The sequence below is a fragment of the Polaribacter sp. Z022 genome (genome assembly GCF_023555495.1).
GTDB lineage: Bacteria > Bacteroidota > Bacteroidia > Flavobacteriales > Flavobacteriaceae > Polaribacter.
In genome coordinates, this window is the sequence record NZ_JALCZO010000002.1 from 307,884 (window position 1) to 330,613 (window position 22,730).

The window sequence follows — 22,730 nt, forward strand, 5'->3', positions numbered from 1 at the left end:
AGTACTTAACAATTTGATAAACTGCAAAAAAAGCGGTTACTTTGCATTTCGAAGAAATTTCAAAAATAGAAAAATGACGAAAGATTTATTTGAAAGAATAGAAGCAGATAAAGGACCTTTAGGTAAATGGGCAAAACAAGCAGAAGGTTATTATGTTTTTCCAAAACTAGAAGGACCAATCTCTAACAGAATGTCTTTTAATGGTAAGAAAGTTGTTACTTGGAGTATAAATGATTATTTAGGATTAGCAAATCATCCAGAAGTTTTAAAAGCAGATGGAGATGCAGCTGCAGAACATGGAATGGCTTACCCTATGGGAGCAAGAATGATGTCTGGTCATACACCTTATCATGAACAATTAGAAAGAGAATGTGCAGAGTTTGTAGAAAAAGAAGCAGCATATTTAGTAAATTTTGGATATCAAGGAATGGTTTCTGCTATAGATGCTTTGGTAACTAAAAATGATATTATAGTATATGACATGGATACACATGCATGTATTATAGATGGTGTTCGTTTACATGCTGGTAAGCGTTTTGTTTACAAGCACAATGATATGGCTAGTTTTGAGAAAAATATTAAACGTGCCAAAAAGATGGCAGAAAAAACTGGTGGTGGAATCTTAGTGATTTCTGAAGGAGTTTTTGGAATGCGTGGAGAACAAGGTCGTTTAAAAGAAATTGTATCATTTAAAAAGGAATATAATTTTAGATTATTAGTAGATGATGCTCATGGTTTTGGTACTTTAGGAAAAGAAGGTAAAGGAACTGGTTTTGAGCAAGGTGTTCAAGATGAAATAGATGTGTATTTTGCAACTTTTGCAAAATCTATGGCAGGTATAGGAGCTTTTTTTGCTGGTAATAAAGAAGTAATTCAATATTTACAATACAATATGCGTTCTCAAATGTTTGCAAAATCATTACCAATGGCAATGGTTAAAGGAGCATTAAAACGTTTAGATATGTTGCGTACAATGCCAGAGTTAAAAGCAAAATTATGGGACAATACCAATGCTTTACAATCTGGTTTACGAAATGCTGGGTTTGATTTAGGAACAACTCAAACATGTATAACACCAGTTTTTTTAAAAGGAGATATTCCTGAAGCTATGGCTATGGTAAATGATTTAAGAGAAAATCATGGAATATTTTGCTCTATAGTTGTATACCCAGTAATTCCTAAAGGATTAATTATTTTAAGATTAATTCCTACTGCAACACATACTCAAGAAGATATTGATGAAACTATTACTGCTTTTTCTGCAATTAGAGAAAATTTAGAAAATGGTACTTATAAAAGAATTGCAGCTGAATTAGTGTAATTTTTTATTAAAATATAAACTTAAAAACCTCGCTTTTTGCGAGGTTTTTGTTTTCTTAAAAATTTAAAATGATTTTTAAAAAAAAATATTATAAACAATTTTTGTTAGTTGATAAAAAAATGCTCAACTGTGACTAATTAAATAAATTAGTGTCATAAAATTAAATAACAGTAAAAAAATATTATTTTTGCAACTAATAAAAATGACTTCTTATGCTTAAAAATGTAGAAGAAATGAAGATTTGTGGGGGAATTCTTCGTTTTAAATTACATTATATATTAACCCTTTTTGTTTTTCTATTAGCATTTTCTTCAAGTGCTCAGAGTATTAAATCTGGTGTAACTTTTCAATGGAATGATATTCAAACTGCAGGTAATCAACCTGCCACTATTAAAAGTATTACTATAAATGGCGATGTTTATGATGACTTTAGAGCCCCATCAAGTTATGTTTTAACTCAATTAGGACCAGCAGGTAATGATGCCAGTAATAATATAAGGGAAAACTCAGTACAATTAGAAACAACAAGTGCAAGTGCTACATGGAATGCCTCTGCTTTAACAGCGTTTCAAGATAGAAACTTAACGCATTATTTTGAAGCAAATGGAAATGGAGATAACATTTGTAATGATCTAAACCCAGATTTGTCGGGAACACAAATTCAAACACTAGTTTTTACAAATACTATTACTAGTGAAAGTTCAATTTTAGTTGTAACAGAAAGAAATGCAAATAACTGTTTATATATAAAAATTTATGGGGTTCCTAATGGAGGAGGACCAGAGCAACTTTTAGGAACAACTTATGTAATTCAAGATAGTACAAGTTGGGGGTTTGGTGGTACAGGGAGTAGTGGTAACTTAGGAACTGCAAATGCTATTTCTGCTCCAAATGGTGCGTCTGATTATTGGTTAGCAGATAGAGTTGTAGAAAGTAATGCTAATACAGCTGGTATAGCTTTGTTTGAAATGGAAAATATAGTTCCAATTGGTTCAAATATTACTAAAATAGAATTTATAGCAGCTACAAGTGACCATGGAGATGGTAAAGTGTTTGTGTTAAATAAAAATTCAGATGGAGATGGTGCAGATAATGAAGATGACTTAGACGATGATAATGATGGTATTTTAGATGTAGAAGAACGTAACTGCTCAAATACAACTGCGGCACCTGCAAACAGTGTTTTTAATAAAAACGGAGTTAATAATAGTAATGATATATTAGATTCAAATTTAAATATTGGAGCCGAATTTAACGCAGTAAATGATGAAATAATTATAGATTTAGGAGAATATATTCCAACAGGAACAACCCTGAAATTCGATTATTTTGCAAGTAATACAGCTTCTAAAACAATTACAATAGAGCAAACTACTTTTGATGGATTAACTAATACAAATACAGAAACCATAACAAAAACAACAACTGCTGCAGAAGATTTAGATTATGTATTAACAGAACCTACAAAATACATTCGTATTTTAATGACTGCAGATTCAGGAGGAACATTAGAAGTTTCTTATTTAGAGATTCAACCATTTCAAAAATGTACAGATAAAGATACAGATGGAGATTTATTACCAGATCATTTAGATACAGATGCAGATGGAGATGGATGTCCAGATGCATTAGAGGCTAATGGAGGTATTGTTCCAAGTCAATTGGATTCAACTGGGGCAATAGATATTTCAATAACAGGTGTAGACTCAAATGGAGTTCCAAATGCAGTTAGTGGAGGACAATCAGATGTAAGTTCTACAAATGCAAATATTGAAAGTTCATTTTGTGATTATGATGGAGATGGTATTCCTGAAAGTACAGATATAGATGATGATAATGATGGAATTTTAGATATTACAGAAAGTGGAGGTAACAACCCAGATGGTGATGAAGATGGAGATGGTACTTCAAACTATTTAGACACGACTGATAATGGAGATAGTGGTGATGGTTCTACAACAAATTATATAGACAATGATAGTAATGGTATTCCAGATGTTTATGATACAGATGGAGATGGAATTCCAAACCATAGAGATATAGATACAGATAATGACGGAATTCCAGATAACATAGAAGCTCAAACAACTAGTGGTTATGTTGCTCCTTCTGGTAATGACACAGATAATGATGGATTAGATGATGCTTACGATTCAACTGTAAACGGAAATGCTGATGGAACAGGCTCTTTAGGGTTAATTCCTGTAAATACGGATGGTATAGACAATCCAGATTATTTAGATTTAGATTCAGATAATGATGGTATTCCTGATATTGAAGAAAATGGAGACTCAGACAACGTAGCTTTAGGTGCAGATGCAGATAATGATGGATTAGATGATGCTTTCGATAGCGTAAACGATTCTGGTATGGTCGGTTCAACTGTTAATGATGGTATAAACCCACCAAGTGCTTTAAATTTAGGAGATTCTGATTTAGATTTAAGTACAGGTGGAGATCTAGATTATAGAGATATACCTGGTTTTGATACAGATAATGATGGTGTTGCAGATGTAGATGATTTAGATGATGATAATGATGGGATTATTGATGTTATTGAAAATGGAAATTGTGATATTACAGATAAAGAAGAAATAGATATTTTATATAGCGAAGATTTTGGGACAGGAACAGCCAGAGAAATGGACAGTAACAATAATGTTAAAAACCACTTGTATGATAATGAAAATGCTATTCCAGATGGTTCTTATGCAATTGTTTCATCTCTTTCTACTGGTTTAGCACAATATAATAGAACAGACCAAAATTCTAATTTAGATGCTAATATAGATCAATATTCAGGTCCTTCAGGAGGTTCTTCTAATGGAAGGTATTTATCTATTAATATGATAAATACTGGAAATACAGAGTTTTATAGACAATCTTTAAACAATTTAATAATTGGTGCAGATTATAGATATAGAATTGATATGGCTGGTTTATGTAATAATTGTGCAGATATACCAATTTTTAGATTAGAAATACAAAATAATATAGGTACAGTATTACATAGTGTATCTTCAGCATCATTAGGTATAGCAAACAATGATATTTGGGAAAGGGTTATATTAAACTTTACTGCTACAACAAATTCTGTAGATATAGTCTTAATAAATGATCAACCAAATGGTAGTGCAGGTAATGATGTTGGTTTAGATAATATCGTTTTCGGAATGTTACAATGTCCAGCATCTTATAATGATGCAGATGGAGATGGTCTACCAAATTCTTTAGATTTAGATTCAGATAATGATGGTATTCCAGATGTTATAGAATCTGGAGGTACAGATGCAGATAGAGATGGTAAGGCAGATGGTACTGTAGGGAGTACTCCATTAACAAACGGTATTCCAAGTTCAACAACAGGAGGTACAGGTAATACACCAACAAGTACTGTAGATGGAGATAGTTTACCAGATTATTTAGATATAGATGCAGATAATGATGGTATTCCAGATAATGTAGAAGGACAGACTACAAATGGTTACGTATCACCAAGTGGTGTTGCTACATCAATTACAGATACTAATAATAATGGTGTAGATGATAATTATGAAAATGGAGCTATTGTAGGTTTAGATCCTGAAAATACAGATGGTGATGCAGACCCAGATTATATCGATACTGATTCAGATAATGATGGCGTTTTAGACATCAATGAAAATGGAGATGGAGACGCTTACAATGCAACAGATACTGATGGAGATGGTTTAGTAGATGTTTTTGATGATAATGATGACTCTTCAATAACTGGTTTTACAGTTAACGATAATCACAATCCACCAAATGCTATTAATTTAGGCGATGCAGATAATGATGCAACTACTAGTGGAGATGTAGATTATAGAGATGTACCAGGAGATTCAGACAATGATGGTATTGTAGATGCTGATGATTTAGATGATGATAATGATGGAATATTAGACACTGTAGAATCTGGAGGGAATGATCCTAATGGAGATGAAGATGGAGATGGAACACCTAACTACAAAGACACAACAGATGCTGGTAATTCAGGTGATGGTTCTACAACAAATTACACAGACTCAAATGGTGATGGTATTCCTGATGTATATGATACAGATGGAGATGGTGTACCTAATCATTTAGACTTAGATTCAGATAACGATGGTATTCCAGATGTAATTGAATCAGGAGGAATAGATACAGATAAAGATGGTAGAGCAGATGGTATTGTTGGTACAGCTGGAAATACAGAAGGTATTCCAAGTACTGCAAATACAGGAAATACACCAACTTCAACAGTAGATGGAGATGCAATTCCAGATTATTTAGACATAGATGCAGATAATGATGGAATTCCAGACAATGTAGAAGGACAAACCACAAGTGGATATGTGGCACCTAGTGGTGTAGGTTCAGATATGACAGATTCTAATAATAATGGATTAGATGACAATTATGAAACAGGAGGAAATATTGGTTTAGACCAAATCAATACAGATGGAACAGATGAACCAGATTATATAGATACAGATTCAGATAATGATGGAATAATTGATATTTCAGAAAATGGAGATACGGATAATACTTTAGCTAATTCGGATTCAGATGGAGATGGTTTAGATGATAATTTTGATGATAATGATGATTCAGGAACAAATGGATTTACTGTAAATGATAATCACAACCCACCTAATGCTTCCAACCTTGGAGATTCAGATAGTGATTTAGCAAATGGAGGAGATGTAGACTACAGAGATATACCAGGTTTAGATTCAGACAATGATGGTATTGCAAATGTAGATGATTTAGATGATGATAATGATGGAATATTAGATTCTATAGAATGCGCTGCAAATACAACTCAATTAAATATTACAGGAGATGATACAGCAAGCGCTACAGGAGGATACCCAATATCAGCAACTGTTACTGCAACAGATGGAAATGCAGGTGAAACATTAGGAACTTTTAATATTGCAACTACTCTAGGAGCAAATGATGTATACGATACTTGCGAATTATTTTTTACTGCTGCTAATTTTGATGACGGATTACAAGTTAGCATAAATGGAAGTAAAATATTAGAATTTAATCAATACCATTGGGATACAGGTACAGGTGCTTCAACAACTGAATTTAATGGTGCAAGTGCAAGATTTGATTCAGATGGAAATGGGTTATGGACACCTTGGACAGGTGAGGGAAACCCAATATTAATTATTCAAGGTACTTCTATAAAATTAATGGTAGATACTGATTCTGGAGGAAGAGAAGATGCATTACCTTTTATGGACCCAACAAACGTTCCAGGAGATTGGACATTTAGTTCTTCCTTTAGTTATGATTGTTCTGCAGGAGTAACTGTACAATTTGGTAATTCAAACCATAGTGGACCAGGAGCTATTACAACTGGACAAATGAGAGTTGATGTTTATGCTTGTATAGATTCAGATGGAGATGGTATTCCTAATTCATTAGACCTAGATTCAGATAATGATGGAATACCAGATGTTATAGAAGCTGGTGGTATAGATGTAGATAGAGATGGTAGAGCAGATGGTACAGTTGGTACAACTGTAACTACTAATGGTATTCCAAGTTCTGCAAATACAGGTTTAACTCCAATTAATTCTGATGGCGATTCTATAAATGATTATTTAGATATAGATGCAGATAATGATGGTATTCCAGATAATATTGAAGGGCAAACCACAAATGGTTACATTGCCCCAAGTGGTATTGGAAATGGTATCACAGATGTTAACAATAATGGTGTTGATGATAATTACGAAACAGGAGGATTCGTAGGTTTAGATCCAACAGACACAGATACTGATGGTAAGCCAGATTTTAAAGATGCAGATTCAGATAACGATGGAATTGCAGATATCGCTGAAAATGGAGACACAGACAATGTGCTTTCAGGTGGTGATGCAGATGGAGATGGTTTGTATGACATTTTTGATGATAATAATGATTCTGGAATTTCAGGTTCAACAGTTAATGACAACCACAATCCACCAGCTCCAGGTAATTTAGGAGATGAAGATTCAGATATTAACACAGGTGGAGATTTAGATTATAGAGATATCACAGGATTAGACAAAGACAATGATGGTATACCAGATTCAACAGATTTAGATGATGATAATGATGGTATTTTAGATATTACAGAATCTGGAGGAAATGATCCAGATGGAGATGAAGATGGAGATGGAACACCTAATTACAAAGACACTGCAGATGCTGGTAATTCTGGAGATGGTTCTACAACTAATTACACAGATTCAAATGGAGATGGTATTCCTGATGTATATGATACAGATGGAGATGGTATTCCAAATCATTTAGACATAGATGCAGATAATGATGGTATTCCAGATGTAACTGAATCAGGAGGAATAGACTTAAACAATGATGGTAGAGCAGATGGTGTTGTTGGTACAACAGTTTCTACTAAAGGTATTCCAAGTACTGCAAGTACAGGAAATGATCCAACAGACGTAGATAATGATGGGGTTGACAATTATTTAGACATCGATTCTGATAACGATGGTATTCCAGATAATATAGAAGCACAGTCAACAAAAGGATATAATGCACCAAGTGGAACTGGCTCTAGTGTTGTAGATGTCAATGAAAATGGGTTAGATGATAACTATGAAACAGCAACATTAATTGGTTTAAATCCAGAAAATACAGACAGTGTAGATAATCCAGATTACTTAGATTCAGATTCTGATAATGACGGAATTTTAGACATAGCAGAAAATGGAGATACAGATAATGTACTTTCTGGAGGTGATGCAGATGGAGATGGATTATATGATATTTTTGATGATAACACAGATGTAGCAGGAGATGGTTTTACTGTAAATGACAACCATAATCCTCCAGCTCCAAGTAATTTAGATGACACTGATAATGATTATAATAGTCCTTTGGGAGATGTAGATTATAGAGATACTTTAGCAGGTCAAGGTATTCCAATGATAACTCAAGTTTATCAATTTGGAACAGAAAGATGGATAGAAATTACAAATATTAGTACCACAAATTCTATTAGCTCAAATTTAATAAATATTCAGCTTTATAAAGATAAATCTGGAGATCAAACAGGTGTCTTACCAGATACAAGTTTTACACTTTTAAGTGATTTATTACCAGGTCAATCTGTAATTTTTAAAACTTCTACTAGTGTTATTTCAAATATAAATAATAGTGCTGTAGTTCTAGAAAACAATCAGTTAACAAGGTTAGAAAATAATAATGACATTATTACTTTATCAAGTAAAAATGATACTTCTTCTTGGGAAAACAGATATGATGTAATTGCTAATATTTCAGATAAAACTTCTTATGTAAGGATAGATGAGACATTATCACCTAATATTAATTATGATTCTGCAGAATGGGTTGTATTTGTAGATGATAATTTAGATCCCTATAGGTTATTAGGAGCAGGAGGAGCAGAAAGGCATCCACATGCTCCATTAATTTCAGAAATAGATAATTCTGGAACAGAGATGAACACACGTTTAGGATTACACAGAATTGATATAACAACAAGAACAGCTGGATCATGGTCAAATGGAGTGCCAGATAGATCACGTTTTGTAGTAATTGATGAAGATTACAATCATACAAGTTCAAGATTAAGTGCAAGAAAGTTAACAGTAAATGCAAGTAACAAATTAGGTATTACTAATAATTTATTAGTTGTAACAAATAATGTTGTTTTAAATGGAGATATTCGATTAATTGATGTTTCAGGAGAAAGTAAAGCTCAATTAATCCAAACACATGAGTCAGCCTCTTTAGTCACAGGTACTGGAAGATTATTAGTAGATCAAAATTCAACTGTTCCAAGTCTATATAGATATAATTATATAGGATCACCAGTTGTTGCAAGTTCAGGAGACTCTACTTATACAGTAGGAGATGTTTTAAAAGATGGAACAAGTCCCACTGATTTTAATAGTGATATTGGAACTTCTATAGCAAAAGATATTACCTGGGTTGGAGGTTTTGATGGGGATATAACAGATCCAATTTCATTAGCAAATTATTGGGTTTATACATATGCTGCAAATGGAGGAACAAGATCTACGTGGGCACATAAATATGATCATTTAACCATACCAAATACAGATGGTTTTATATTTAAAGGACCAGGAAGGGTTCAGAATTATACATTTTTAGGACTTCCAAAAGATGGTAATATAACAACAGCAATTGGAGGTGAACAATCTTATTTAATAGCCAATCCTTTTGCATCAGCAATAAGTGTAAAAGAATTTATAGAAGACAATGATGATTCTATAACTGGAACTTTATATTTCTGGGAACATGCAGGTGAAAATAGTACTGAAGGTGATACAACAGGACATAATTTTACTGGTTATATTGGAGGTTATGCTACAAGAACCATAAACGCAGGTGTTTCAGCTAAAAATGTAGCAGGAGCAGAAGGTGTTGTAGATCATACTATTGAAGCAGAAAACTCAGATCCGAATAAAGTTGAAATATTAGGAGATGTTCAACAAGTTTTAGATGAAAGTGATCCAGATCCAATAAATCATCAAAATATAGATGTTGTTAGAATGGATGCTATTAATGAATTTGTTAAGTTCAAAAATATAACCAAAGGAGTTGATACCTTAAGAATAAGATATAGCTCTGTTAATAATAAAAATATTACACTTAAAATTGAAGGAAACTATACTAAAACATATGATATTGAATTAGAATCTACATTATTAAATGAATTTAATATTATAGAATTAGACTATTGTGTAGAGGTTCATGATGATATAACAATAACTTCTAAAGACACAAATCTTATAGATATTGATTATTTAAATTTATTTGATCAAGGAGGAGGTACAAAATGTGCTCCAAATTTAGGAGGTAGTGATATTACATACACAGAACCTAAACCATACATTTCTATAGGTCAAGGTTTCTTTGTAGAAGGAGATTCAAATGGAGGAACAATTACCTTTAACAATAGTCAAAGAGAGTATAAAGATGAAACAACAGAGTCAGTTTTCTTAAAGTCAAATAAGAAAAACTCATTTAAAGAGTTGTCAATAATAAAGTTAGGAATGAACTTTAACTCTATTTCAAATGAAAACAAACTTTATCACAGACAATTAGCAATTTCATTTAGTCCATATCAAACATTTGGATATGATAAAGGTTATGATGCAGAGATATATGATGTTGGGAACACAGATTTCTATTGGAAATTTCCATCAGATGATAGAAAGTTTGTTATTTCAGGAGTGCAATCTATATCAAATGATTTAGAAGTACCATTAGAGATTGTAATGGGGTATTCAGGTTCAGTAAGTATCACTGTAGATGAGATGAAAAATATAACTGATAAAGTTTATATAACAGATAAGCTATCAGGAGAATCTTATGAAATAATAAACAATAAAGCTAATTTAACTTTAGAGGAGGGTACTTATTCAGATCGTTTTGTATTAGCCTTTAAACCTAGTTCAGCTTTATCAACAGAAGATGATATTTTAAACGGATTTACAAATATTTATGCTGACAATTTAAATAAACAATTAGTAATATCTAAAAAGGAAAGTATTTTTATTGAACAAGTTGAAATGTATTCAATCTTAGGGAGAAAAGTAAGTTCATGGGAAATTACAGAGCAAAAAGATAAATTAGAGTTAAAAATAAAAGAACAACTTCCTACAGGATTTTATATTGTAAAAATGAAAACAGATAAAGGAGAAGTTTCTAAGAAAATAATAATAGAATAATAACAAGAATGTGTATTTGTAAATTTTGCAAATACACATTAAAATAAATAATATAACATAGAAAAGGTTAGTAAGAGGTTTTCTTTTAGAACATTTTGCTCTTATCGTAATTTTCAAATGCCCCCCGCTTTTATGAAACCCTTTTCTAATTTTTTAAATAAAAAATAAAATGGCATTAATACAAATTGTTCCACCTCCTGCACCACCACCACCTCCTCCTGGTTTATCTATTGATAATGGAATAGTGTTTTTAATTATTACAGCAGTATTATATGGTTTTTTTCAAATAAATATTCGAAAAAAAACAAAAAAGATATTTTTAAAAATCAATAAATTTTAATAAAAAAAAACTCACATTTCTGTGAGTTTTTTTTTATAAAGTTTTTATTCTAAATTTTAACGCTCTCTACGTCTTCTACCAAATCCTCCAGATTTTCTATCACCTGAGTTTTTTGGTCTGTCAGAAGAACGTCTTTCAGATCTTCTTCCTCCACCTTCATCTCTTCTCCTAGAAGATGATCCAGAACCACCTTCATTACTTCTGCGTCTTCCAAAACCACCATCTTTTTTACCAAATGGTTTTCTTCCACCTCTTCTTCCTCCACCAGAACGTTCTTTCTTTGTAATTTCTACATTAACTGAGCGTCCATCAAAATCTGGTTGATTGCTAGAAAAAGCCTCTAAAGTTTTTTCTTCGAAATTTTTATCAATTTCAAAGAAAGAAAAAGTATCTAAAATATCTATAGCCCCAATTTCTATTTTATCTCCAATTCTTTGGTCGTTAATTAAACCAATTAATTTAGCAGGATTTAAGCTATCTTTTCTACCAATATTTATAAAGAAACGTGTCATGTTTTCATCAGTAGCCCTTGCTCTAGAATTACTTCTTGATGATAAATCGTTTAAATCTTGTGCGTTTTCGTAATACGATAAGAATTGATTAAACTCTAATGATACAAATTTTTGAATCAATTCTTCACGAGATAAATCTTCTAACTTTTCATAAATACTTGGTAAAAACTCATTTATCTGCGAGTCATTTACTTCTATATTATGAACTTTATCAATTAAGTGCATTAATTGATTCTGACAAATTTCTTTACCAGAAGGCACTTTCGTTTCAATAAACTTCTTTTTAATAATTCTTTCAATAGGTCTTAATCTACCTTTTTCTTTACCATTAACTAATACAATAGAAATTCCTTTGTTTCCAGCTCTACCAGTTCTACCACTTCTATGGTTATAGTTTTCTATTTGGTCTGGTAATTTATGGTTAATAACGTGTGTAAGGTTGTTTACATCTAAACCACGTGCAGCAACATCTGTTGCTACTAGTATTTGAATTGTTTTCTTACGGAATTTACCCATTACAGAATCTCTCTGAGCCTGAGATAAATCTCCATGTAAAGAATCTGCATTATAACCGTCTTTTATAAGGTTGTCTGCAACTTCTTGAGTTTCTCTACGAGTTCTACAGAAAATAATAGCATATATATCTGGATTTAAATCAGCAATTCTTTTTAAAGCAGGATAACGAGTTCTTTCTGTTACTGAATAGTACTCATGACTAACATTGTCAGAACCTTGGTTCTTTTCACCTGAAGTTATTTCTACAGGTTTAGTCATATAATTTCTTGCAATTGCTTCAACTTCTCTTGGAAAAGTTGCAGAAAATAATAAAGTTTGTTTTGTCTCTGGAGTAGCATCTAAAACATTATCAAGTTCTTCTTTAAAGCCCATGTTTAACATTTCATCAGCTTCGTCTAAAACTAACCATTGAACGTTTCCTAATTTTAAAGCTTTTCTGTTTATTAAATCTACAGTTCTACCAGGAGTACCAACAACAATTTGAGACCCTTTTTTTAAAGATCTAATTTGATCTTCCATACTAGAACCACCATAAACAGTAGTTACTTTAACTCCTTTTAAGTACTTACAAAAATCTTTAATGTTGTTTCCAATTTGTACAGCTAATTCTCTTGTTGGAGATAAAATAATAGCTTGTACATTACTGTTGTTAGGATCTAAAAGTTCTAAAATAGGCAAACTAAAAGCAGCAGTTTTACCTGTACCTGTTTGCGCAAATGCTTTTAAATCGTCTGTAGATGCAATAATTTGTGGTATTGCTTTTTCTTGAATAACAGTAGGTTTTTCGTAACCTAAATCCGTTAATGCTTTGTTAATCGGTTCTTTTAAACCTAATTCTAAAAATGTTGACATTACTGTGTTTTTTTGGATTCACAGAACGCCCACCTGTAAACCCGATTAAAAATTCGACCTGATTATTAGTGAGTTATACTCAATATAAAAATCGTGCAAAGCTACAAAAATAAAATAGAATGAGAATGATAATTAGTGTTTACTTAATGCTTTTAATTCTGAATGTAATTTTTTAGAAGAAATAGAAGCAAAACCATTTGTAATAATACCTTTCTTATTAACTATAATAGATCTAGGCATTTTACTTGTTAAGAAGTTGTTAGCACTACTTTTTGAAGTTATAAAATACTGGTTTTTAATATCAAGTTTATGAATTCTATCTTTAATATTTCCATCAATTCTTATTTGAATAAATTGAATTTCGGGAAATTTTTGCGACAAATAATTTACTCTAGAAGAAATATACACAGGTGATACATATTCTGGATTCCAAAAGAATAAGAAAGTATTTTTGTTTTTACTAATTGCTTTTATTGAACGAGAACTATTGTTAAGATCATTTACATTAAACTCAACAATTTTTTGTCCTTTTTGAAGAGTTTTACTATCTAATAATAGTTGTCTTACATGATCTTTATCTTTATTATTAGTACTTAATTCAAAATAAGTATCAAATGCTTTTTCATTAATATTACAACTAGATTTTTTATAAAAATGACCTATAACAGTTTGCTTTAAGAAAGCATTTTTAGAATCTTTAGATTTTATATTCTCATCAATAGTTTTTAGTAAATCTACTGTAAAATTTGAAGAATATTCACTAGTCATTGGTTTGTGACCCAAAGAGTAAGTTGTATTGTAAAGAAAATTTCTAACATATTGAGAAAAAGGTGGGTAGTACATTAATGTGTCATTATTAATATTTACCAATTTTCTATGTGTATAAAATGAATTATCAAACTTATGAAAATCTTCTTTATTACTATATTTTACATGAGCTATAGGATATCTTTCTATCCTTGCATAAATAGGAAATGACAAAGCAATTTTTAATACTTTTTTAAAACCTTCAGTTTCTTCTTGATGTTTTAAAGTGTAATCTAAAAAAGTTTGTTCTTTTATTTTTAATATAGAATCTGCTTTATTATGAAAATCAATAGGTTCTAAATGATTAAATTTATAAAACATTTGATTTTCTTTTTCGTCCTCTAAAAAGCAATCAATTAAAATATTATTTCTTTCAGCACCTTTGCCTGCAAATACAAGAGACTCATCAAAATCCCAAGTATTTAAACGTAACATTAAACTATCTTGAGGTTCTAAATATATATATTGATTTTCATTACCATGAATAAAATAATACAAACCTTCTTTGGCATTTTCTAGCTTTCCTAAAAATTTATTGTCTTCTCCCAGAAATAAAGTATCAATAACTTTTTCCATAGAATATAACAAAACGTACTTAGATTTAGGGTTTATAATTTTACCTCCAAAATAAGTTGCATCATTTTTAAGGGTAGAGTCACAACTTACAAAAGTTGTAAATGTAAGTAGTAAAATAAAATGATAAAAATGTTTAATCATATACACAGGGGATGTTTCCTTGAAGCAAAGTTAGGCATACAATATAGCTATTCTTGTTAATTCATTGTTAAAATACTTCTTAAAAAAGGCATAAAAAAAATGAATAATATTTATTAAAAACCATTGTAAATCAAGAGCGAAAGATAAATCAAATTTGTACTTTTGCAGAAATTTAAAAAAAATAACATGTTATCAGTTTCTAACTTATCTGTACAATTTGGTAAAAGAGTTTTGTTTGACGATGTAAATACAAAATTTCAAACAGGAAATTGTTATGGAATTATTGGTGCAAATGGAGCAGGAAAATCAACTTTTTTAAAGATTCTTTCTGGTGTGCAAGAGCCTACATCTGGTCAGGTACATTTAGAAAAAGGAAAAAGAATGTCTGTTTTAACACAAGATCATTATGCTTTTGATGAATATCCAGTTTTAGAAACAGTGGTAAGAGGTAATAAAGATCTTTTTAAAATTAAAAAACAAATAGACGATTTATATGCAGACTATACAGATGAAAATGCTGAAAAAATAGGAGAACTTCAAATTGTTTTTGAAGAAATGAATGGTTGGAATGCAGATTCTGATGCAGCAGCAATGTTATCTAATTTAGGTATTTCTGAAGATTTACATTACACTTTAATGAAAGACTTAGATGGTAAGCAAAAAGTACGTGTTTTAATAGCACAAGCTCTTTTTGGAAATCCTGATGTATTAATTATGGATGAGCCTACCAATGATTTAGATTTTGAAACAATTGCTTGGTTAGAAAACTTTATAGCAAATTTTGATAATTGTGTAATTGTTGTTTCTCACGATAGACACTTTTTAGATGCAGTTTGTACACATATTTCTGATATTGATTTTGGTAAAATAAATCATTATTCTGGTAATTATACTTTTTGGTATGAATCTAGTCAGTTAGCATCTAGACAAAGAGCACAACAGAATAAAAAAGCAGAAGAGAAAAAGAAAGAATTAGAAGAATTTATTCGTCGTTTTTCTGCTAATATGGCTAAGTCTAAACAGGCAACTTCTCGTAAAAAAATGATTGATAAGTTAAATGTTGAAGAAATTAAACCTTCTAGTAGACGTTACCCAGCAATTATTTATAAAAGTGATAGAGAAGCAGGAGATCAAATTTTAAATGTAGAAGGTTTATCTAAAGATTTTGAAGGAGAAAAATTATTTAATAACATTCATATAAATTTAAATAAAGGAGATAAAGTTGCTGTAATTTCTAAAAATTCTAGAGCTGTAACTGCTTTTTATCAAATTATTAATGGAAATGAAAAAGCAGATGAAGGTAAATTTGATTGGGGTGTAACTACTACACAATCTTACTTGCCATTAGATAATTCTTCTTTTTTCCAAAATGGAGATTTAAACTTAGTAGATTGGTTAAGACAATATGCACAAACTGAAGAAGAAAGAGAAGAGGTTTTCTTAAGAGGATTTTTAGGGAAAATGATTTTTTCTGGTGAAGAAGCTTTAAAGAAAAGTAATGTACTTTCTGGAGGTGAAAAAGTAAGATGTATGTTATCTAGAATGATGATGAAAAGAGCTAACATCTTAGTGTTAGATGAACCAACAAATCACTTAGACTTAGAATCAATTCAGGCGTTAAATAATTCTTTAATCAATTTTAAAGGGACAGTGTTATTTACAACTCATGATCATGAGTTTGCGCAAACTGTTGCTAATAGAGTTATTGAATTAACTCCAAAAGGAGTAATAGATAGATATGCTACTTTTGATGAGTATTTATCAGATCCTAAAATAAAAGAATTAAGAGAAAAAATGTATTCTTAATATACTTTACAAATAAAAAAAAAAGGAAGCTATTTAGCTTCCTTTTTTTTTATGAGTTAATTCGTTATTTCTTTTGTAACGGACTAATAATTTTTACATCAGAAAATGAAATTGCACCTCTAACAACACCATCAATAGTTTTCTTTAACGCTTCAATTAATTGCATTTTTAATTGCGATTTATGATAAATTAAACTTACTTCTCTTGCTGGTGGTGGATTTGTAAATTCACGTAAATGGCTTTTATCTACATCATTTAAATCTAAGGTGTGTAAATAAGGTAAAAGTGTCATTCCTAATCCTTCTTTAGAGAGTTTTATTAAAGTATCAAAACTTCCACTTTCTAATTGAAATCCTTTTTTATTGTCAATTTTATGAGTTCTACATAAATTAATAACACTGTCTTTAAAACAATGACCATCTTCTAATAATAAAATATCTTCCATTTCCAGTTCATCAGAAGTTATTTGCTTTTGATTAAAAAGACGATGATTTTGAGGTATTAAACCAACAAAAGGTTCATAATATAAGGGCCTTTCTTTAATAGCTTCATTTTCTAAAGGTGTTGCAGCAAGAGCTGCATCTATATGTCCATCAGACAGTTTTCTAACAATTTCTTCTGTTGTTAATTCTTCAATTACCAATTTTACTTTTGGATACTTTTTTGTGAAATTTTGTAAAAACATAGGTAATAAAGTAGGCATAATTGTTGGTATAATTCCTAATTTAAATTCTCCACCTATATAACCTTTTTGTTGATGTACAATATCTAAAATTCTATTACTTTCATCAACAATAACTTTAGCTTGTTCAACTATTTTTTCACCAACTTGAGTAAGCTCAATAGGTTTTTTCGAACGGTTGAAAATTTTAATTTCAAGTTCGTCTTCAAGTTTTTGAATTTGCATACTCAATGTAGGTTGAGTAACAAAACTATGTTCTGCTGCTACTGTAAAGTTTTGATATTCTGCTACAGATAAAACGTATTTTAATTGAGTGATTGTCATTTTAAATAAAAATTTTTGATAAAGATATTAAAACTATCAATTATAATTATAGTTTGTTGCGTTTATTTTTAAATAATTTTGAATTATCAAAAAAAAACAGAAATACAATGAACAAAACAATATTAGGTTTAGACCAAAAAGCATCAGATAATTTAGTAGAAGAATTAAACGGTTTGTTAGCTAATTTTCAAATTTATTATCAAAATTTAAGAGGATTACATTGGAATATAAAAGGGAAAAATTTCTTTGAATTGCATGTAAAGTTTGAAGAGTTTTATACAGATTCTCAAATAAAGATTGATGAAATAGCAGAACGTATTTTAACATTACAAGGTACACCTTTGCACACTTTCGAAGATTATTTAGCAAAAGCAACAGTATCTGTAGGAAAAAATATATCTAAAGATGTAGATGCTGTAGAATTGGTTGTTAATTCACTTTCAGAATTATTAAAAAACGAACGTAAAATTTTAGATTTAGCTGGAGAAGCAGAAGATGAAGGGACAAACTCTATGATGAGTGATTTTATTGCAGAACAAGAAAAAACAATATGGATGTTAAATTCTTGGTTAGGCTAAACAAAAAGAGTTAAAATAAAAACGTCTTTCTAAAATTTAGAAAGACGTTTTTTTTATTTTAATAGAATAGAATACCCAATTTCAATACCTAAAATATTGTAGCCATCATTGGGTAGTTTAAAGTCTAAATTAGAAACATGACCAAATAAATTTGTTCCTAAATATAAATAAGAGTTTTTAAAGGTTTCATAAGATAAACCAATTGAAAAGTTTTCGTTAAAAGTAAACCCTTTTGCTAAACGTTCTGTTCTTGTATCTATATAATTAAAACCTAAACTAATAGTTCCATGTAAATCAACTTTTTTAAAAAGATGTTTTTTTCCAGAAAAACCAAATTCAACTCCGTATAAATTCATAGATTTTAATTGAGTGAATTCAGCAATTTTTTCTTGTACATTATCTTGATCAGGAGTTACATACCATTTATTTAATAATTGATGTTTTAAAAACTGAACTTGAGGTTGAACAATCAATTCAATTTCAAAACTTTTCCAATTTGTTAATTTGTAAAAAGCCTGAGCTTTGTATGTTTTAGTTATATAGTCGTAATCTGGGTCGTCATTTAAAAAGTTTTCATTTGTACCATAATTGTACAAAAAACCTAACTTATAAGGTTTAAAAAAGCTCTTTTTTTTATCCTGAGAAAATGCAGAACAATAAAATAAAACCAATAAAATAACTAAGATTTTTTTCATTTTCTAAGAAAACATTTTGGCTACTTTTTCAGCTTTTCTACTTTCTGAATAATCATAAAAACCTTCACCAGATTTTACACCTAATTTACCTGCCATAACCATATTTACTAACAACGGACAAGGAGCATATTTAGGGTTTTTAAATCCTTCATACAATACATTTAAAATAGACAAACAAACATCTAAACCAATAAAATCTGCTAATTGTAAAGGTCCCATAGGGTGAGCCATTCCTAATTTCATTACAGTGTCAATTTCTTCAACACCAGCTACACCATTGTATAAAGTTTCAATAGATTCATTAATCATTGGCATTAAAATTCTGTTAGCAACAAAACCAGGGTAGTCATTTACTTCTACAGGTACTTTTTTAATTTCTTTAGAAAGAGAAACAATAGTTTCCATAACTTCATCAGAAGTGTTGTAGCCTCTAATAATTTCTACCAATTTCATAATTGGTACAGGATTCATAAAATGCATTCCAATAACTTTCTCTGGTCTATTAGTAGCTGCAGCAATTTGAGTAATAGAAATAGAAGATGTGTTGGTTGCTAAAATGGTATTTTTGTTACAAACAGTATCTAATTCTTTAAAGATTTTCGTTTTTAAAACAGCGTTTTCTGTTGCAGCTTCTACAACTAAATCAGCATTTAAAACACCTTCTTTAATAGATGTAAAAGTGGTAATATTTTTTAAAGTTTGGTTTTTATCAGCTTCAGAAATCTTTTCTTTAGCAACCATTCTATCTAAGTTTCTTGCTATTGTAGACATTCCTTTTTCTAAAGAAACTTCAGATATATCAATTAAACTTACTTTATAATTAAATTGTGCAAATGTATGAGCAATTCCATTTCCCATGGTTCCAGCTCCAATTACTGCAATATTTTTCATGTTGTAAAAATTATTTGGGCGTTTTAACGGGCTTTACGTTCCAATCTTTTTTGTCTTAACCTTTTCACTGCGCTCAAGGAGACAAAAAAGGATTTCTACTGTAATCCCTAACGCACTTGTTAAAAAGGTTAGTGCTAATTGTAAACTTTAGTATTTATTTAAAAACAATCTATAATCATTTGTGCCACTCTTAATGCTTCTGTACCTTGTTCTAAAGAAACAATTGGTGTTGTATTATTGTTAATAGCATCTGCAAAAGTTTCCAATTCATCTAAAATAGCATTGTTGTTTTCAACATCAGGATTTTCAAAATAAATTTGTTTTTTAACACCTTCTGCGTTTTGTAAAATCATTGCAAATTCATCTGGATTTTTAGGAACATCTTTCATTCTTACTACTTCAGACTTTTTTTCTAAAAAGTCAACAGAAATGTATGCATCCTTCTGAAAAAATCTCGATTTACGCATATTTTTCATAGAAATTCTACTTGCAGTTAAATTGGCAACACATCCGTTTTCAAATTCAATTCTTGCATTGGCAATATCTGGAGTTTCAGAAATTACAGAAACACCACTTGCATGTACATTTTTAACTTTAGAGTTTACTACAGATAAAATAATATCAATATCATGAATCATTAAATCTAAAACAACAGGTACATCTGTTCCTCTTGGGTTAAATTCTGCTAACCTATGAGTTTCAATAAACATAGGGTTTCCAATTTTATCTTTAACAGCTGTAAATGCAGGATTAAAACGTTCTACATGACCTACTTGACCTTTTACATTATTTTCTTTTGCAAGTTGTTGTATAGTTTCTGCTTCTAAAACAGTTTTGGTAATTGGTTTTTCAATAAAAATATGACGTCCATTTTCTACACATTGTTTTGCACAATCAAAATGAGAAAGAGTAGGGGTTACAATATCTACAACATCTACAACATCAATTAAAGAATCTACAGATTCAAAAGATTTATATCCAAACTCTTCAGAAACTTTTTTAGCATTTTCTTCTGATGGATCGTAAAACCCTACCAATTCATATTTATCAGATTGATTTAACAAACGTAAATGAATTTTTCCTAGATGTCCAGCACCTAATACTCCAACTTTAAGCATATATTATATTTTTGGTCTTTGAAGAAAAAGCGAAATGATCTTTTAAAAATTAAGTAAACTTCTTCGTTAAGACTTTGGTTTTGTGTATTCTAATTTTTTAAAAATTAGCCAAAAACAAAGATACAATTTTATGCTTATTTAATTAGATTAATTACTATTTTTAGATTCCTAAAAAATATAAAATTTGAGAGATACTTCTAAACATCAAGGACTTAGAAATCAACTAGCTAAAGTGTTATTAGCAAAAGGTATTGTAGATGAAAATGTTTTAAATGCAGTACGTAAAATTCCAAGACATTTGTTTATAGATAGTAGTTTTGAATCTCATGCTTATCAAGATAAAGCGTTTCCTATTGCTGCAGATCAAACCATTTCTATGCCTTATACTGTAGCTTTTCAATCGCAAACATTAGAGGTTAAAAATGGAGATAAAATTTTAGAAATAGGTACTGGTTCTGGTTATCAAACAGCAGTTTTACTTGAGTTAAAAGCAGAAGTATATTCTATAGAAAGACAACATGAGTTGTTTAAAAAAACTTCTCTTTTTCTTCCTAAATTAGGGTATAAGCCTAAAAAATTTATTTTTGGTGATGGTTATAAAGGTTTGCCAGAGCAAGCTCCTTTTGATAAGATTATTGTAACAGCAGGTGCTCCTTATGTGCCAAAACCACTATTAGCACAGTTAAAAGTAGGAGGAATGTTGTTGATACCTGTAGGAGATAAAACTCAAATAATGACTTTGTTTATTAGAAAGTCTGCAAAAGAATTTGAAAAACAAGAATTAGGAGATTTTGCTTTTGTGCCAATGTTAGAAGAAAGAAATTAAGCTTTAGTGATTTGGTGTTTTTTTTATTAAAAACAATGAAGTATAATTTTAAATAAAAAAAACAGTCTTTGAATTTTACATTAAAATTCAAAGACTGTTTTTATTTTATTAAAGTTCTGTTTTTTTATTCTTCTGCTCTATACCAATTTTGAGTACGATATAAAAAAGAAATATAACCTCTTACATTTAGTTTATTAGAATCATCTTCATCTAACCAAATTTTACAATCATATTCTTTACCTTTTTGTGGATCTAGAATTGTACCTCCTTTATATTCGTTATTTTTCTTTTTTAGGCCTTCAATAATAACCATACCTAAGATTAGTTTGTCTTTTTTAGCACCTTCACATTTATCACAAACAGCATTTTGGCGGTCTTTGTTTAGTACTTTAACAACTTTACCGTAAATTTTTCCATTCTCTTCGTAAATTTTTACAATAGATTTAGTTTCTCCTGTTTCATCATCAACGGTTTTCCAATTGCCTAAAATTGTTTGAGCATTTAAAGAAAATGTAAGGGTTATAAGTACGAGTGTAATAAGAGTTTTTTTCATAATATTTTTGTTATTTAACTTTGTCCCAATATGCAGTTTTACCAAATAATGGAATAGCTGCATAGGCTCTAATTTTAAGTTTGTCAGGATTAATTAACTTAATGTAGGCATTAAAATACAAACCAGATTCAGGATCTAAACCATAACCACCTGTCCATTTATTTTCTTTAGTTTGTTTAAGTTTGAATAATACATTCATCCCTAAGACTGGTTTATTTTTCATACTGCCTTTACACTTTTTGCATACTTCATCTCTAAGTTTTGGGTCTATAATATGAATAATTTTTGCATAGATTAACCCTTCTTTTTCATAGATTTTTACTTTAGAGTCTATCTCTCCTGTTTTTCTATTTCTATTATTCCATTCTCCAAAAATTGATTGTGCATTCATACTAACTGTAATTAACAATAATAGTAATGTAGAAATTTTTATTTTCATA

General features: G+C 30.1%; 14 protein-coding genes. 6 read left to right on the forward strand and 8 right to left on the reverse strand.

What is annotated here, in order from left to right:
* The first annotated feature begins 73 nt into the window (after positions 1-73).
* From capB to MPF13_RS05180, 3 genes are all read left to right on the forward strand, one after another.
* A complete protein-coding gene (gene capB / locus MPF13_RS05170) occupies positions 74-1,321 on the forward strand; it encodes a cysteate-C-fatty acyltransferase (RefSeq protein WP_249981265.1) in 1,248 nt (415 codons plus the stop codon).
* Positions 1,322-1,533: 212 nt separating this feature from the next.
* Positions 1,534-11,073, forward strand: a complete 9,540-nt coding sequence (locus MPF13_RS05175) for a DUF8693 domain-containing protein (RefSeq protein WP_249981266.1) — start codon at positions 1,534-1,536, stop codon at positions 11,071-11,073.
* Positions 11,074-11,242: 169 nt separating this feature from the next.
* On the forward strand, positions 11,243-11,413 hold the full coding sequence (locus MPF13_RS05180; protein WP_249981267.1) for an Fjoh_0651 family PID-CTERM protein: 171 nt from the start codon (positions 11,243-11,245) through the stop codon (positions 11,411-11,413).
* A 56-nt stretch (positions 11,414-11,469) separates the two neighbouring features.
* On the opposite strand, the gene MPF13_RS05185 is transcribed toward MPF13_RS05180, so the two are convergent.
* Together MPF13_RS05185 and MPF13_RS05190 are read right to left on the reverse strand one after the other, a co-directional pair.
* On the reverse strand, positions 11,470-13,293 hold the full coding sequence (locus MPF13_RS05185) for a DEAD/DEAH box helicase (protein ID WP_249981268.1): 1,824 nt from the start codon (positions 13,291-13,293) through the stop codon (positions 11,470-11,472).
* A 132-nt stretch (positions 13,294-13,425) separates the two neighbouring features.
* The gene (locus MPF13_RS05190; protein ID WP_249981269.1) at positions 13,426-14,817 is read right to left on the reverse strand and encodes a hypothetical protein; all 1,392 of its coding nucleotides are present in this window, start codon (positions 14,815-14,817) and stop codon (positions 13,426-13,428) included.
* 186 nt (positions 14,818-15,003) lie between these two features.
* Between MPF13_RS05190 and MPF13_RS05195 the strand changes: the two genes are divergently transcribed.
* A complete protein-coding gene (locus MPF13_RS05195; RefSeq protein WP_249981270.1) occupies positions 15,004-16,623 on the forward strand; it encodes an ABC-F family ATP-binding cassette domain-containing protein in 1,620 nt (539 codons plus the stop codon).
* A 64-nt stretch (positions 16,624-16,687) separates the two neighbouring features.
* Here MPF13_RS05195 and MPF13_RS05200 read toward each other — a convergent pair whose 3' ends face one another.
* The gene (locus MPF13_RS05200) at positions 16,688-17,629 is read right to left on the reverse strand and encodes a hydrogen peroxide-inducible genes activator (protein WP_249981271.1); all 942 of its coding nucleotides are present in this window, start codon (positions 17,627-17,629) and stop codon (positions 16,688-16,690) included.
* A 107-nt stretch (positions 17,630-17,736) separates the two neighbouring features.
* Here MPF13_RS05200 and MPF13_RS05205 point away from each other — a divergent pair, with 107 nt between their 5' ends.
* Positions 17,737-18,207 (forward strand): Dps family protein, encoded by a 471-nt coding sequence (locus tag MPF13_RS05205; protein ID WP_249981272.1) that lies wholly within the window; start codon positions 17,737-17,739, stop codon positions 18,205-18,207.
* Positions 18,208-18,260: 53 nt separating this feature from the next.
* On the opposite strand, the gene MPF13_RS05210 is transcribed toward MPF13_RS05205, so the two are convergent.
* The 3 genes from MPF13_RS05210 to MPF13_RS05220 all read right to left on the reverse strand — a co-directional run bounded on the left by MPF13_RS05210 (position 18,261) and on the right by MPF13_RS05220 (position 20,911).
* Positions 18,261-18,902 carry an acyloxyacyl hydrolase gene (locus tag MPF13_RS05210; protein WP_249981273.1) on the reverse strand — a complete coding sequence of 214 codons (642 nt, stop codon included), beginning with the start codon at positions 18,900-18,902 and terminating at the stop codon, positions 18,261-18,263.
* Positions 18,903-18,905: 3 nt separating this feature from the next.
* On the reverse strand, positions 18,906-19,793 hold the full coding sequence (locus MPF13_RS05215; RefSeq protein WP_249981274.1) for a 3-hydroxybutyryl-CoA dehydrogenase: 888 nt from the start codon (positions 19,791-19,793) through the stop codon (positions 18,906-18,908).
* A gap of 158 nt (positions 19,794-19,951) precedes the next feature.
* Positions 19,952-20,911, reverse strand: a complete 960-nt coding sequence (locus MPF13_RS05220; protein ID WP_249981275.1) for a Gfo/Idh/MocA family protein — start codon at positions 20,909-20,911, stop codon at positions 19,952-19,954.
* Positions 20,912-21,095: 184 nt separating this feature from the next.
* On the opposite strand from MPF13_RS05220, the gene MPF13_RS05225 reads away from it, so the two are divergent.
* The gene (locus MPF13_RS05225) at positions 21,096-21,737 is read left to right on the forward strand and encodes a protein-L-isoaspartate(D-aspartate) O-methyltransferase (RefSeq protein WP_249981276.1); all 642 of its coding nucleotides are present in this window, start codon (positions 21,096-21,098) and stop codon (positions 21,735-21,737) included.
* A 124-nt stretch (positions 21,738-21,861) separates the two neighbouring features.
* Here MPF13_RS05225 and MPF13_RS05230 read toward each other — a convergent pair whose 3' ends face one another.
* Positions 21,862-22,290: a DUF2147 domain-containing protein gene (locus tag MPF13_RS05230; protein WP_249981277.1), complete on the reverse strand. Its 429-nt coding sequence runs from the start codon at positions 22,288-22,290 to the stop codon at positions 21,862-21,864.
* A 10-nt stretch (positions 22,291-22,300) separates the two neighbouring features.
* Positions 22,301-22,729 (reverse strand): DUF2147 domain-containing protein, encoded by a 429-nt coding sequence (locus tag MPF13_RS05235; RefSeq protein WP_249981278.1) that lies wholly within the window; start codon positions 22,727-22,729, stop codon positions 22,301-22,303.
* Position 22,730 lies beyond the last annotated feature (1 nt).